The organism is Streptomyces sp. NPDC050121, assembly GCF_044460385.1.
GTDB classification, from domain to species: Bacteria; Actinomycetota; Actinomycetes; order Streptomycetales; family Streptomycetaceae; genus Streptomyces; species Streptomyces soliscabiei.
The window spans coordinates 33445-46935 of the sequence record NZ_JBITJV010000002.1 but is presented as its reverse complement, the minus strand read 5'-3'; the positions used below and the strand labels follow the sequence as shown (position 1 = coordinate 46935).

Here is a 13491-nt window from a genome sequence, read left to right as displayed (position 1 = left end):
TTCTCGCGTACTGCGAATGATACGCTCGTACGCACTCCAGTATCGTTTTCAGTGTTGTACCCGTACTCACCCGTACTCCTACGTGGAGGTCACCATGCCTGCCACTCGCGCCCTGCCGACCGAGGAAGCCGTAGAGCTCATCCAGCTCACCCGCACCCTCGCCGCCAAGGAACTCGCCCCCCGGGTCGCCGACGCGGAGGCGGACGGAGCGTTCCCCAGGGACGTCTTCCGCACTCTCGGGCGCAGCGGCCTGCTCGGTCTGCCCTTCGCCGAGGAGGACGGCGGGGCGGACCAGCCCTACGAGGTCTACCTCCAGGTGCTGGAGGAGGTCGCCGCGGTGTGGTCGAGCGTCGCCGTGGGCATCTCGGTGCACGCCCTGTCCTGCTTCCCGCTGGCCCGCTTCGGCACCGAGGAGCAGCGGCGCAGGTGGCTGCCCGACATGCTCGCCGGTGAGCTGCTCGGCGCGTACTGCCTGTCCGAGCCGCACGCCGGCTCCGACCCGGCGGCCATGCTCACCCGCGCCGTCCGTGATGGCGACGGCTACGTCCTGAACGGCACCAAGGCCTGGACCACGCACGGCGGTTACGCCGACTTCTACACGGTCATGGCCCGCACCTCCGACGACCGCGCCCACGGCATCTCCTGCTTCCTGGTCCCGGCCGACACTCCGGGACTCAGCGCCGACCCGCCGGAGCGGAAGATGGGTCTGACGGGCTCGGCGACCGCCACCATGCGCCTGGAGGGCGTCCGGGTGCCCGTGGAGCGGCGGATAGGGGAGGAGGGGCAGGGCTTGAAGATCGCGCTCGCCTCCCTCGACTGCGGCCGGCTGGGCATCTCCGCCGTCGCCACCGGTCTCGCCCAGGGCGCCCTCGACCACGCGGTGCGCTACGCCCGCGAGCGGGAGACGTTCGGCAAGCCGATCATCGAGCATCAGGGTCTGGCGTTCGTGCTCGCCGACATGGGCGCCGCGATCGCGTCGGCGCGGGCCACCGCGCTGTCCGCCGCCCGGTTGAAGGACCTCGGCCTGCCCTTCACACGGGAGGCGTCGATCGCCAAACTCGTGGCCACGGACAATGCGATGAAGGTGACCACGGACGCCGTGCAGGTCCTCGGGGGGTACGGGTACACCCGTGACTTCCCGGTGGAGCGCTATATGCGCGAGGCCAAGGTCATGCAGATCTTCGAAGGAACCAACCAGATCCAGCGCATGATCATCTCCCGTGCGCTGGACCGTGACGAGGGCGGTGTGCTCACCGTCCTCGGCAAGGAGTGATGATGCAGCTCGAGAACACCGCCGCCCTCGTCACCGGCGGTGCGTCCGGCCTCGGCGCGGCCACCGCGAAGGCTCTCGCGGAGCGCGGCGCCCGGGTCTTCGCCCTCGACCTCAAGGACGGCATCGACAAGGCGCCCGAGGTGCCGGGCGTGACCTATGTGCCCGCCGACGTCACCGACCCCGAACAGGTGGGCGCGGCCGTCGCCACGGCGGCGGGGGCCGGTGTCCCGCTGCGCACCGTCGTCAACTGCGCCGGCATCGGCCCCTCCGCGCGGATCCTCGGCAAGAAGGGCGTGCACGACCTCGCCCTGTACGCCAAGGTGATCCAGATCAACCTGATCGGCACGTTCAACGTGCTCGCGCTGGCCTCCGAGGCCATCGCCGCGACGGAGGCCGACGCGGACGGCCAGCGGGGCGTCATCGTCAACACCGCCTCCATCGCCGCGTACGACGGCCAGATCGGTCAGGCCGCCTACTCGTCCTCCAAGGGCGGCGTCGTCGGCCTCACCCTGCCCGCCGCCCGCGACCTCGCGCAGTACGGCATCCGAGTGTGCACCATCGCCCCGGGCATCGTGGAGACGCCGATGCTGGCGACGGTGTCGGAGGAGTTCCGGGCCGGCCTCGCGGCGGGCGTGCCCTTCCCGCGGCGCCTGGCCCGGCCCGAGGAGTACGCGCGGCTCGCCCTGACGATCGTCGACCACGACTACCTCAACGGCGAGACCATCCGCATGGACGGCGCCCTGCGCATGGCGCCCCGCTAGCACTGCGCCCTAAGGTCTGACCAGTAGTTGGAAGTCGAAGGCGTAGCGGGACGCGCGGTAGATGTGGGTGCCGTACTCGACCGGTCGGCCGGTGTCGTCGTAGGCCGTGCGCTGCATGGTGAGCAGGGCCGCCCCCTCCTTCTCCGTGAGGAGGGCGGCCTCCTCGGCGGTGGCGGAGCGGGCGCCGACGGTCTGGCGGGCGCTGTGCAGGGTGATGCCCGCGGAGCGCAGCAGCCGGTACAGGCCGGTGGCCTCCAGGCGTTCGGTGTCGAGGTCCAGGAGGGCCGGGGGCAGGTAGTTGCACAGGAACGCCACCGGCTCGCCGTGGGTGGCGCGCAGCCGCTCCAGGAGCGTGACCTCGCTGCCCTCCGCAATGCCGAGCGCGGCGGCCACGTCGGCGGTCGCCGGCACGCGTTCATTGCGGACGACGTGCGTGGTGGGCCCCTGTCCGGCCGCCTCCAGGTCGTCGTAGAGGCTGGACAGTTCCAGCGGCCGTTTCACCTGGCTGTGCACGACCTGCGTGCCGACTCCCCGCCGCCGCACCAGCAGGCCCTTGTCGACGAGTGACTGGATGGCCTGGCGGACGGTCGGGCGGGACAGGCCGAGGCGGGTCGACAGGTCGATCTCGTTGCCCAGGAGGTTGCCGGGGGCGAGCGCGCCGTGCTCGATGGCCGCCTCCAGCTGCTGGGCGAGCTGGTAGTAGAGCGGCACCGGGCTGGCGCGGTCCAGGGCGAAGTGCAGCGCGTCGAGCGCGGAGCCGGGCACGGCACGGGAGCGGTCGCCGGTCTTCGCCATCGGGCGCCTCCTCGGGTCGGTGGGGTGGGGGAGCGGGCGGAAGCCGGATCAGCGGCGCGCGAGGAACTTTTCGAACATCTCGACTCGCGCGAGGGGTACACCCGTTCGCAGGGGGTAGAGATCGACCCCGATGCGACCCATCATGATCAGGTCCAGGGGCTCGACCGGCTTGGCCATACGCGACGCTCCTCACGATGATCGGGGGGTCTGGCGTCTCCCAGGTGTAGGTCCCGGGGGCCCGCGATGTCAAGGGTTTGTTCTTACATTCGGACCTGCTCGTGAAATGATGTCTTAACAAAGTATTGACAGTGGGCTCGTCAAGGGATTGGATCCGGTCCCAGCAGCGCATGAGCCGGGTCCGCGATTCCTGAACAGTCGCGGACCCGGCTCCCTGGCCCCAATCTGAGTAGAAACGGGCCCCGGATCCTCGCGATCGTCCTCCTTTTCCCCCGTCGTTTTCCCCGTAGCACAGTGAGGTGCAGGAAAGATGGACAGCTCTTCTCCGTCCCGCTCGCGCAGAATCGCCCCGGTCGTGGCCATGGCCGCGGCGGTGGCCCTGACCCTCGCAGGCTGCTCCAGCAGCTCCGGCGGAAAGAAGTCCGAGGAGAGCGCGGACGGCGCCTCCGCGGGCAAGGCGAGCACACCGCAGATGACCGTCGCCCTGGTGACCCACCAGTCGCCCGGCGACACCTTCTGGGACATCGTCCGCAAGGGCGCCGAGGCCGCCGCGGCCAAGGACAACGTCAAGCTGGTCTACTCCGCCGACCCGAGCGCGGGCGGTCAGGCCAACCTGGTGCAGAACGCCATCGACCAGAAGGTCGACGGCATCGCCGTCACCCTCGCCAAGCCCGACGCTCTCAAGGACGTCACAGCCAAGGCGACGGCCGCGAAGATACCCGTGGTCGGTCTCAACTCCGGTGTGAGCGAGTGGAAGAAGCTCGGCCTGCTCGAGTTCTTCGGGCAGGACGAGACGGTCGCCGGCGAGGCCCTCGGCAACAAGCTGAACTCGCTCGGTTCCAAGAAGGCCGTCTGTGTCATCCAGGAGCAGGGCAACATCGGCCTCACCCAGCGCTGTGACGGTGTGAAGAAGACGTTCTCCGGTTCCATCGAGAACCTCTACGTCAACGGCACCGACATGCCGTCCGTGAAGTCGACGATCACCGCCAAGCTCAGCCAGGACAAGGCCGTCGACCACGTCATCACGCTCGGCGCCCCCATCGCGCTGACCGCCGCGCAGTCGGTGTCCGACGCCGGCAGCAAGGCGAAGATCGCCACCTTCGACCTCAACAAGGACCTGACCGGCGCCATCAGCAAGGGCACCGTCGAGCTGGCGGTGGATCAGCAGCCGTATCTGCAGGGCTACCTGGCGATCGACTCGCTGTGGCTCTACAAGAACAACGGCAACTACATGGGCGGCGGCGAGCAGCCGGTGCTGACCGGCCCGGCCTTCGTGGACAAGTCCAACGTCGACGCGGTGGCCGCGTACGCCGCGAAGGGCACCCGGTGATGAGCATGACCCAGCATGCCGAGCCGGCGGTGAGCAAGACACCGCCGGCCCCCGGCCGCCAGGAGAGCGACGGCCGGACCTCTCAACGCCCGCTGGCTCTACGCCTGTTGGCACGCCCCGAGGTGGGCGTCTTCCTCGGCGCGGTCGCGGTGTACGTGTTCTTCCTGGCCTCGGCGCCGCCGGTGCGCGAGGCCAGCGCGATGGCCAACATCCTGTACCAGTCGTCGACGATCGGGATCATGGCCCTGCCGGTGGCGCTGCTGATGATCGGCGGCGAGTTCGACCTGTCGTCCGGCGTCGCGGTGATCTCCTCGGCGCTCACCGCGAGCATGCTCAGCTACCAGCTCACCATGAACGTCTGGGTGGGCGTGGTCGTCGCGCTCCTGGTCTCCCTCGCCATCGGCTTCTTCAACGGCTGGATGGTGGTGAAGACCGGACTGCCCAGCTTCCTGATCACCCTGGGCACCTTCCTGATCCTGCAGGGCGTCAACCTCGCCGTCACCAAGCTCGTCACCACCAACGTGGCCACGGACGACATCAGCGACATGGACGGCTTCGGGCAGGCGAAGAAGATCTTCGCTTCGTCGTTCGACATCGGCGGCGTCCAGGTGAAGATCACCATCTTCTACTGGCTGGTCTTCGCGGCGCTCGCCACGTGGGTGCTGCTGCGCACGAAGTACGGCAACTGGATCTTCGCGGTCGGCGGCAACAAGGAGAGCGCCCGGGCGGTCGGCGTGCCCGTGACGTTCACGAAGATCTCGCTGTTCATGCTGGTCGGCTTCGGCGCCTGGTTCGTCGGCATGCACCAGCTGTTCACGTTCAACACCGTGCAGTCCGGCGAGGGCGTCGGCCAGGAGCTGATCTACATCTCCGCGGCCGTCATCGGCGGCTGTCTGCTGACCGGCGGCGCCGGCTCCGCGATCGGCCCGGTCTTCGGCGCGTTCATGTTCGGCATGGTGCAGCAGGGCATCGTCTACGCCGGCTGGAACCCCGACTGGTTCAAGGCCTTCCTCGGCGTGATGCTCCTCGGCGCCGTCCTGATCAATCTGTGGGTCAGCCGCACGGCGACCCGGAGGTGACCCGAATGACCACCAGCAACGGAACCGGCACGCACGGCGCGATCATCGCGGACACCGTCCCCGAGGACGGCGACCACGCGCTCGTCGAACTGCGCAACGCGGGCAAGTCCTACGGCAACATCCGTGCCCTGCACGGCGTCGACCTGACGGTGCACCCCGGCAAGGTGACCTGCGTCCTGGGCGACAACGGCGCGGGCAAGTCCACCCTGATCAAGATCGTCTCGGGGCTGCACCAGCACACCGAGGGCGAGTTCCTCGTCGACGGCACGCCCGTGCGGTTCTCCACCCCGCGCGAGGCCCTCGACCGCGGTATCGCCACCGTCTACCAGGACCTCGCGACCGTCCCCCTGATGCCCGTGTGGCGCAACTTCTTCCTCGGCTCGGAGATGACCAAGGGCCCCTGGCCCGTGCGCCGACTCGACATCGAGAAGATGAAGAGGACCGCCGACGAAGAACTGCGCAACATGGGCATCGTCCTGGACGACCTCGAACAGCCCATCGGCACCCTGTCGGGCGGCCAGCGCCAGTGCGTGGCCATCGCCCGCGCCGTCTACTTCGGCGCCCGCGTGCTCATCCTGGACGAGCCCACCGCCGCCCTCGGCGTCAAACAGTCCGGCGTGGTGCTGAAGTACATCGCCGCCGCCCGCGACCGCGGCCTCGGCGTCATCTTCATCACCCACAACCCCCACCACGCCTACATGGTCGGCGACCACTTCAGCGTCCTGCGCCTGGGCACCATGGAACTCACCGCCTCCCGCGCCCAGGTCAGCCTCGAAGAACTCACCAACCACATGGCCGGCGGCGCCGAACTCGCAGCCCTCAAACACGAGTTGTCCCAGGTCCGCGGCGTCGACGTGGAAGAGCTCCCGGAGGCCGATGACCTCACCGCTCCCGTGGCGGGCCAGGCGGAGGGGACGTCCTGACATGGGACAGGCTCTCGACCGCATCCGCATCGGCTCGGCCCCCGACTCCTGGGGCGTGTGGTTCCCCGACGACCCCCGACAGGTGCCCTGGGAACGCTTCCTGGACGAGGTCGCCGAGGCCGGCTACTCCTGGATCGAACTCGGCCCCTACGGCTATCTGCCGACCGACCCGGCGCGTCTCACCGACGAGGTGGCCAGGCGGGGGTTGAGCGTCTCGGCGGGCACGGTCTTCACCGGCCTGCACCGCGGCCCGTCCGTGTGGGAGTCCACCTGGTCGCACGTCAGCGAGGTGGCCGCGCTCACCCAGGCGATGGGCGCCCGGCATCTCGTCGTCATCCCGTCCTTCTGGCGGGACGACAAGACGGCCGAGATCCTGGAGCCGCCGGAGCTGACGGGCGAACAGTGGGCCCATCTCACCAAGGGCATGGAGCGGCTCGGCCACGAGGTGAAGGAGACGTACGGCCTGGACCTCGTCGTCCATCCGCACGCCGACACGCACCTCGACACCGAGCCCCACGTGGAACGCTTCCTCGACTCCACCGACAGCGAACTGGTCAACCTCTGCCTGGACACCGGTCACTACGCCTACTGCGGCGGCGACAGCGTCCAGTTGATCGAGACCTACGGCGAACGCATCGGCTACCTCCACCTCAAGCAGGTCGACCCGGAGATCCTCGCCGACGTCGTCCGCGACGGGGTGCCGTTCGGGCCCGCCGTCCAGCGCGGGGTGATGTGCGAACCGCCGTCCGGTGTACCGGAGTTGGAGCCGGTCCTGGTCGCGGCGCAGCGGCTGGGCGTGGAGCTGTTCGCGATCGTCGAGCAGGACATGTACCCGTGCGAGCCGGACGCCCCGCTGCCGATCGCCGTGCGCACCCGGAAGTTCCTGCGGTCCTGCGGGGCGTGAGCGGTCGCTGACCAGGCGCGTCGTGCCGTCGCCGACAGGCGGCGGCGCGCCCGCGCTCGTATGGTGGTGGTGATGGGCCGCATGCGGCCCGTGCCCCTTGGTGCGGCTGTGCGGCGCAACCTCCTCATGCGGGAGAGGGCCCATGACACACCCGTACATGCGACTGCGCCGGGGGATCGTCGTCGCTGCCACGGTGGGGGCGTTGGTGGTGCCGACCGCGGGCGGGGCGACGGCGCTGCCGTCCTCGCCCGCCGAGAGCGCCACAGCCGCCGAACCACCCTCGCCGTCCTCTTCCGGGGACGGCGTCGTCGAACTCACCCCCGCCGTGCGGCAGCAGGTCGACGCGGCCGTCCAGCGGGTCATGAAGCAGGCGAACGTGCCCGGGGTGAGCGTCGGCATCTGGACGCCCGACAAGGGTCATTACGTGAAGTCCTTCGGCGTCCGCGACAAGAGCACCGGCCAGAAGATGACTCCGGACCTCTTTGTACGGATCGGCAGCGAGACCAAGACGTTCACCGTCACGGCGCTCCTGCAGCTGGTCGACGAGGGGAAGATCGGCCTCGACGACCCCATCGGCAAGTACATCGACGGCGTGCCGAACGGCGACAGGATCACCCTGCGGCAGCTGGCCGGCATGCGCAGCGGACTGTTCAACTACTCCGCCGACCCGGGCTTCTACAAGGCCCTGACGACCGATCCCAAGCGGCCGTTCACTCCGCAGCAGTTGCTCGACTACTCCTTCAAGCACCCCGTGCTGTTCCAGCCGGGCGAGAAGTTCTACTACTGCAACACCAACCTGATCCTGCTCGGCCTGGTCGTCGAGAGGATGAGCGGCGCGCATCTCAACGACTACATCCACGACCACATTCTGGATCCCGCCGGGTTGCACGACACCCTGTTCCCGACCGGCAACGAGTTCCCGACCCCGCACTCCCAGGGCTACACGAACCAGACCGCGACCGGGAAGGTCGAGGACTCGGCCGACTGGAACCCCTCCTGGGGCTGGGCGGCCGGCGCGATGATCTCCACACTGGACGACCTGCGGATCTGGGCGCGCACCGTGGCCACCGGCGTCCTGCCCGACGGCCACCGGATGGTCAGCGCCGCCACCCAGAAGCAGCGCCTGATCACACCGGCCACGCCCATCCCGGGCGCCGGATACGGTCTAGGCATCTTCAACGTGCAGGGCTGGATCGGCCACAACGGTTCGCTGCCCGGCTACGAGACGCTGACGATCTATCTGCCGTCGGCGCGGGCGACCATCGTCGTCGTGCTGAACACCGACATCAACTACAAGAACGAGGAGCCGAGCACCGTGTTCGGCGACGCGATCACGACGATCGTCTCCCCGAACCACGTCTTCAACCTGCCGGCGGAACCGGCGGCGCACTGAGAACGTTCGGACAGGTGCAAGGTGTGGTGCGGGAAAGGGGAGGGTGAGATGCACGAGGACGACAAGCCCGACACCACGGAGGCCCGGCGCCGGGCCCGGTTCGGCGCGCTGCCGGAGCGGATCAGCCCGGAGGACATGGTGGAGGAACAGCCCGCCCTGCCGAAGGACCCGTCGCGCGACCACTACGACCCCGACGAAGTGGCCGTTCGCTACCAAACACTTGCCCAGTGCTCCACCCTTCAGGGTGGAGGTGTAGGGCATCCTCGCCCCGGCGGCCCGTAGGGGCGCAGCGCCATTGCTAAAGTCGCCTTGTCCGACAACGTAGTTGGCGGACCTACCGCCGGACGGGCGGGAAGTCAGGCCTGTGGAGGCCTTGTAAGACCACCTCCGGGTGGCAGAGGCTTGTGAAGCAGGAACCCGAGGGAGCACCGCGTAGCGGTGCTGACCGGAATCGCCTGCGTTTACGCAGGCGAGGGCGTCAAGGCCTGTGAGAGCCGTTCGCCACGGCCGGTGAGCGTGGCGAAGGGCGACCGGGAACAGCGTGCCCCGCTCGCCCTTCGCCACGGGCTCAGGAGGCCCGCACCTCCGCGATCGTCACGGGCCGGTGCTCGTGCAGGGACAGCGTGCAGGCGTCCGCGATCCAGCCCGCCTCCAGAGCGTCCTCGATCGTGCAGGGAGAGGGGCGGGAGCCGGCCACGACCTCGGTGAACGCGGTCAGTTCGGCGCGGTAGGCGGCGGTGAAGCGGTCCATGAAGAAGTCGTGCGGGGTGCCGGCCGGGAAGGTCACCCCGGGCTCCACCGAGCGCAGCGGCAGCTTGTCCTCCAGGCCCACGGCGATCGAGTCCGCGAACCCGTGGATCTCCATCCGCACGTCGTAACCGCGGGCGTTGTGGCGGGAGTTGGAGACCACGGCGATCGTGCCGTCGTCGAGGGTGAGGATCGCGCCGGTGGTGTCGGCGTCGCCCGCCTCCTTGATGTAGTCGGCGCCCCGGTTGCCGCCGACCGCGTACACCTCGGTCACCTCGCGGCCCGTGACCCAGCGGATGATGTCGAAGTCGTGCACGGAACAGTCCCGGAAGATGCCCCCGGACGCGGCGATGTACGCGGCGGGCGGCGGGGCCGGGTCCAGCGTGGTCGAGCGGACCGTGTGCAGCTTGCCCAGTTCGCCGGCCTGCACCGCAGCCCGCGCGGCGACGAAGCCCGCGTCGAAGCGGCGGTTGTAGCCGATCTGGATGGGGACGGCGGAACCCTGGACGGCCTTGAGGACGGCCACGCCCTCGCTCATCGTCCTGGCGACGGGCTTCTCGCAGAAGACGGGGACGCCCGCCTCCACGGCGGCCAGGATCAGACCCGGGTGGGCGTCGGTCGCCGCGGCGATCACCACACCGTCCACGCCGGCGGCCAGCACGGCCTCGGGGGAGTCCGCGACCTCGGCGCCGAACCGCTCGGCCGCGTTCTTGGCGGCCTCCGCGAACGGGTCGGCGACGACGAGCGACTCGACGGCGTCGAGTCCAAAGAGGGTCTCGGCGTGGAAGGCGCCGATGCGGCCGAGGCCGAGGATTCCGATGCGCATGGGGGTCACAGCTCCTAGCGAGTCGTACAGAGGCATACAGGGGGACGGGGGAGAAGCGGGTCTAGTCGAGCCCGCCGAGCACGTTCTGGTCCCAGTCGATCACCGAACCGGTGACCACGCCCGACCGGTCGGACAGCAGGAAGACCACGAAGTCGGCGATCTCGTCCGGCTGGCCCAGCTTGCCCATGGGCAGCCGGGCGGCGGCCTGCTCGCGCCAGTCGTCGCCGGCGCCGTGGAAGGACCTCTGGGTCGCGTCCTCGCCCTCGGTGGCCGTCCAGCCGATGTTCAGGCCGTTGATCCGGACCCGGTCGAAGCGGTGGGCGTGCGCGGCGTTGCGGGTCAGACCGACCAGGCCGGCCTTGGCGGCGACGTACGGCGCGAGGAACGGCTGACCGCCGTGCGCCGAGGAGGTGATGATGTTGACGATCGTGCCGGGCGCCTCGCGGGCCAGCATGTCCGCCACCGCCGCCTGCATGGCGAAGAACGGCGCCTTCAGGTTGATCGCGATGTGCTGGTCGAACAGCTCGGGCGTGGTGTCGAGGAGCGTCCCCCGTGACGTGAGCCCGGCCGAGTTCACCAGGCAGTCGACCCGGCCGTACGCGGCGACCGTCTCGGCCACCGACGTCTTCGCCTGCTCGGCGTCCGCCAGGTCGGCCCGCACGAAGAGCGCCTTGCCGCCCGCGGCGGTCAGCTCCGCCACCAGCGCCTCGCCCGGTTCCGGTCGCCGTCCGGTGACGGCGACGAGCGCGCCCTCACGGACCGCGGCCCGTGCGATGGCCGCGCCGACGCCCTGGCTGCCGCCGTTGACGAGGACGACCTTGTCGTCGAGAAGTCCCATGTGCAGAGGTTCCTTTCAGCTGGTGCGCCGCATGGCGCCGGCCCGCAGTTCGTCGCGGAGCGCCTGCGGGGTCCACTCCTCGCGCACCGCACGCCGGACCACGTCCGCCTGCGAGGGCGGGGCCAGGCCGTCGACGGGCGGGTCGCTGTCGAGGTTGGTGGGGAAGGGGTAGCCCTCGGCGCTCGCCGCGATCACGTGCTCCAGCCACTCCTCGCCGACGCCCTGTGCCCGGCGCTTCAGCAGCACGGGGAAGACCGCGTTCGCGACCGCCTCCCGGTCCACGGTCTCCATCGCCCGCCCGAAGGCCGAGGACACCTGGAGCAGGTTGGCCATCCGGCGTACGTCGGCGGTGCGGTTGGTGCCGGCGGCGTGCAGGACGGCCGGGTTGAAGAAGGCCGCGTCGCCCTTCGCCAGGGGCAGTTGGACGTGGTGCCCGTCGAAGTACTCCTGGAACTGCGGCAGCCGCCACGCCAGATAGCCGGGCTCGAAGGTCTGCGAGTACGGCAGGTACAGCGTGGGACCGGACTCCACCGGCATGTCGCAGTGCGCGACCGCACCCTGGAGCGTGAGCACCGGGGAGAGCCGGTGGACGTGCGCCGGATAGGCGGCGGCCGCGTCGTCGGAGAGGAACCCGAGGTGGTAGTCGCGGTGCGGGCGCTGCGCAGCGCCGCCCGGGTTCACCACGTTGACCTGGGAGGTCACCTGGTAGCCGGGGCCGAGCCAGGATCGGGAGACCAGTGCGAGGACGTCGTTGGCGTAGTACTCGGCGAATGCCTCCGGGTCGTACAGGGCGGCCTTCTCCAGGGCGTTCCAGACGCGGTCGTTGGCGCCGGGCTTCGCGAAGTGGTCGCCGGCCGTCGCACCCGAGGCATGCTGCTCGGCGATGAGGGCGTCGAAGACGGTGCTGGCCCGGTCGACGACCGCCGGATCGGGGAAGGCGCCCCGGAAGACGACGACACCGGGGCCGTCGGTCAGGGCCCGCACCAGCTCGGCGCGCACCGCACGGTCCGCTCTGCCGGCGCGCAGCCGCTCACTGTCGTAGACGAGGACGTTCTTCTCGACGGCAGTGGCGTGCGGGAAGTCGGCGGGGTCGGTCTCGCGCTCGACGAGCGGACGGAAGACGTCGAGGTCGCAGTCCTGCTCGGTCAGCCAGACGCGGTCCCCGGCATGGCCCTGCGCGGAGGTGAAGGACATCCTTGTCCCTTCGATGACAATGGCGGCTCAGCGCTGCCATTCTTGTCATGACAAAACCATCGAGCAACCAGCAGACAGCCATCAAAAACCCCTCAAGCAGACCTTCCGGCGAACCGTCCGGCAGACCTCCCAGGAGCCTTCCGTGGGCCACCCCTTCCCCATCCGTGAGATCGCACGTCAGGCGGGTCTCAGCGAGGCCACCGTCGACCGGGTCCTCAACGGCAGGGGAGGAGTGCGCCAGTCCACCGCGCAGGAGGTCCAGCGGGCCATCGCCGACCTCGACCGTCAGCGCACCCAGGTCCGACTCGTCGGCCGCACCTTCATGATCGACATCGTGATGCAGGCGCCGGAACGCTTCACCACCGCCGTCCGGGCCGCCCTGGAGGCCGAGCTGCCGTCCCTGCACCCGGCCGTGCTGCGCTCCCGCTTCCACTTCCGGGAGACCGGCCCGGTCCAGGAGCAGGTCGCGACCCTGGACCGGATAGCCCGGCGCGGTTCCCAGGGAGTGATCCTGAAGGCCCCGGACGTCCCCGAGATCACCGCCGCCGTCGGCCGGCTGGTCGCCGCCGGCATCCCGGTCGTCACCCTCGTCACGGACCTGCCCGCCAGCGCCCGCCTCGCCTACGTCGGCATCGACGACCGGGCCGCAGGCGCCACCGCCGCCTACCTCATGGGCCAGTGGCTCGGCGACCGGCCCGGCAATGTGCTCACCAGCCTGAGCAGCGGGTTCTTCCGCAACGAGGAGGAGCGCGAGATGGGCTTCCGCAGCGTGATGCGGGCCCGTCATCCCGAGCGCGCACTCGTCGAGATCACCGAGGGACAGGGGCTGGACGCCACCCAGTACGACCTCGTCCGGGCCGCGCTGGACCGCGATCCGGACATCCGCGCCGTCTACTCCATCGGCGGCGGCAACATCGCGGCCCTGCGCGCCTTCGCCGACCTCGGCCGGGAGTGCGCGGTGTTCGTCGCACATGACCTCGACCACGACAACACGCGGCTGCTGCGCGAGCACCGGCTGTCCGCCGTCCTCCACCACGACCTGCGCCACGATGTGCGCGAGGCCTGCCACACGGTGATGCGGGCCCACGGCGCGCTGCCGCCGGCCGGGCCCCTGCTGCCGTCGGCGATCCAGGTGGTCACCCCGTACAACATGCCGCCCCAGGCGGCGGCCGGCTGACGCGGGCCGCCCCCTGGGGCGCGGGCTGTGCACTGCGCGGTGCTGCTCTGTGCGGTGCTGGTCTGCTCAGTGCC

General features: G+C 69.9%; 13 protein-coding genes and 1 pseudogene. 9 read left to right on the top strand and 5 right to left on the bottom strand.

What is annotated here, in order from left to right; all coding sequences use genetic code 11:
- The first annotated feature begins 94 nt into the window (after window positions 1-94).
- Entirely contained in the window at window positions 95-1273 is a 1179-nt protein-coding gene (locus ACIBTS_RS02555; RefSeq protein WP_399315981.1) for an acyl-CoA dehydrogenase family protein, read from the top strand.
- A gap of 2 nt (window positions 1274-1275) precedes the next feature.
- Window positions 1276-2034 (top strand): SDR family NAD(P)-dependent oxidoreductase, encoded by a 759-nt coding sequence (locus ACIBTS_RS02550; RefSeq protein ID WP_099935443.1) that lies wholly within the window; start codon window positions 1276-1278, stop codon window positions 2032-2034.
- Window positions 2035-2043: 9 nt separating this feature from the next.
- On the opposite strand, the gene ACIBTS_RS02545 is transcribed toward ACIBTS_RS02550, so the two are convergent.
- Both ACIBTS_RS02545 and ACIBTS_RS02540 read right to left on the bottom strand, forming a co-directional pair.
- Window positions 2044-2829, bottom strand: coding sequence for a GntR family transcriptional regulator (locus ACIBTS_RS02545; RefSeq protein ID WP_399315979.1), 786 nt, complete (start codon window positions 2827-2829; stop codon window positions 2044-2046).
- A 60-nt stretch (window positions 2830-2889) separates the two neighbouring features.
- A pseudogene (locus tag ACIBTS_RS02540) lies at window positions 2890-3006 on the bottom strand (5-dehydro-2-deoxygluconokinase); the annotation flags it as partial.
- Window positions 3007-3316: 310 nt separating this feature from the next.
- Here ACIBTS_RS02540 and ACIBTS_RS02535 point away from each other — a divergent pair.
- From ACIBTS_RS02535 to ACIBTS_RS02510, 6 genes are all read left to right on the top strand, one after another.
- Window positions 3317-4336: a substrate-binding domain-containing protein gene (locus ACIBTS_RS02535; RefSeq protein WP_319674497.1), complete on the top strand. Its 1020-nt coding sequence runs from the start codon at window positions 3317-3319 to the stop codon at window positions 4334-4336.
- On the top strand, window positions 4336-5415 hold the full coding sequence (locus tag ACIBTS_RS02530) for an ABC transporter permease (RefSeq protein WP_399315978.1): 1080 nt from the start codon (window positions 4336-4338) through the stop codon (window positions 5413-5415). The genes ACIBTS_RS02535 and ACIBTS_RS02530 overlap by 1 nt, the downstream gene beginning before the upstream one ends.
- A 5-nt stretch (window positions 5416-5420) precedes the next feature.
- Entirely contained in the window at window positions 5421-6338 is a 918-nt protein-coding gene (locus ACIBTS_RS02525; protein WP_399315977.1) for an ATP-binding cassette domain-containing protein, read from the top strand.
- 1 nt (window position 6339) lies between these two features.
- The gene (locus ACIBTS_RS02520) at window positions 6340-7242 is read left to right on the top strand and encodes a sugar phosphate isomerase/epimerase family protein (protein ID WP_399315976.1); all 903 of its coding nucleotides are present in this window, start codon (window positions 6340-6342) and stop codon (window positions 7240-7242) included.
- 142 nt (window positions 7243-7384) lie between these two features.
- Window positions 7385-8635 (top strand): serine hydrolase domain-containing protein, encoded by a 1251-nt coding sequence (locus tag ACIBTS_RS02515; protein WP_399315975.1) that lies wholly within the window; start codon window positions 7385-7387, stop codon window positions 8633-8635.
- 48 nt (window positions 8636-8683) lie between these two features.
- On the top strand, window positions 8684-8917 hold the full coding sequence (locus ACIBTS_RS02510; protein WP_399315974.1) for a hypothetical protein: 234 nt from the start codon (window positions 8684-8686) through the stop codon (window positions 8915-8917).
- A gap of 286 nt (window positions 8918-9203) precedes the next feature.
- Here the strand turns inward: ACIBTS_RS02510 and ACIBTS_RS02505 are convergent, their stop codons facing one another.
- From ACIBTS_RS02505 to ACIBTS_RS02495, 3 genes are all read right to left on the bottom strand, one after another.
- Entirely contained in the window at window positions 9204-10208 is a 1005-nt protein-coding gene (locus ACIBTS_RS02505) for a Gfo/Idh/MocA family oxidoreductase (RefSeq protein WP_319674492.1), read from the bottom strand.
- 61 nt (window positions 10209-10269) lie between these two features.
- On the bottom strand, window positions 10270-11046 hold the full coding sequence (locus ACIBTS_RS02500; protein WP_319674491.1) for an SDR family oxidoreductase: 777 nt from the start codon (window positions 11044-11046) through the stop codon (window positions 10270-10272).
- A 15-nt stretch (window positions 11047-11061) separates the two neighbouring features.
- On the bottom strand, window positions 11062-12240 hold the full coding sequence (locus ACIBTS_RS02495; protein WP_399315973.1) for a phytanoyl-CoA dioxygenase family protein: 1179 nt from the start codon (window positions 12238-12240) through the stop codon (window positions 11062-11064).
- Between the two features lie 142 nt (window positions 12241-12382).
- On the opposite strand from ACIBTS_RS02495, the gene ACIBTS_RS02490 reads away from it, so the two are divergent.
- Window positions 12383-13417, top strand: coding sequence for a LacI family DNA-binding transcriptional regulator (locus tag ACIBTS_RS02490; protein WP_399315972.1), 1035 nt, complete (start codon window positions 12383-12385; stop codon window positions 13415-13417).
- The last annotated feature ends 74 nt before the right edge of the window (window positions 13418-13491 follow it).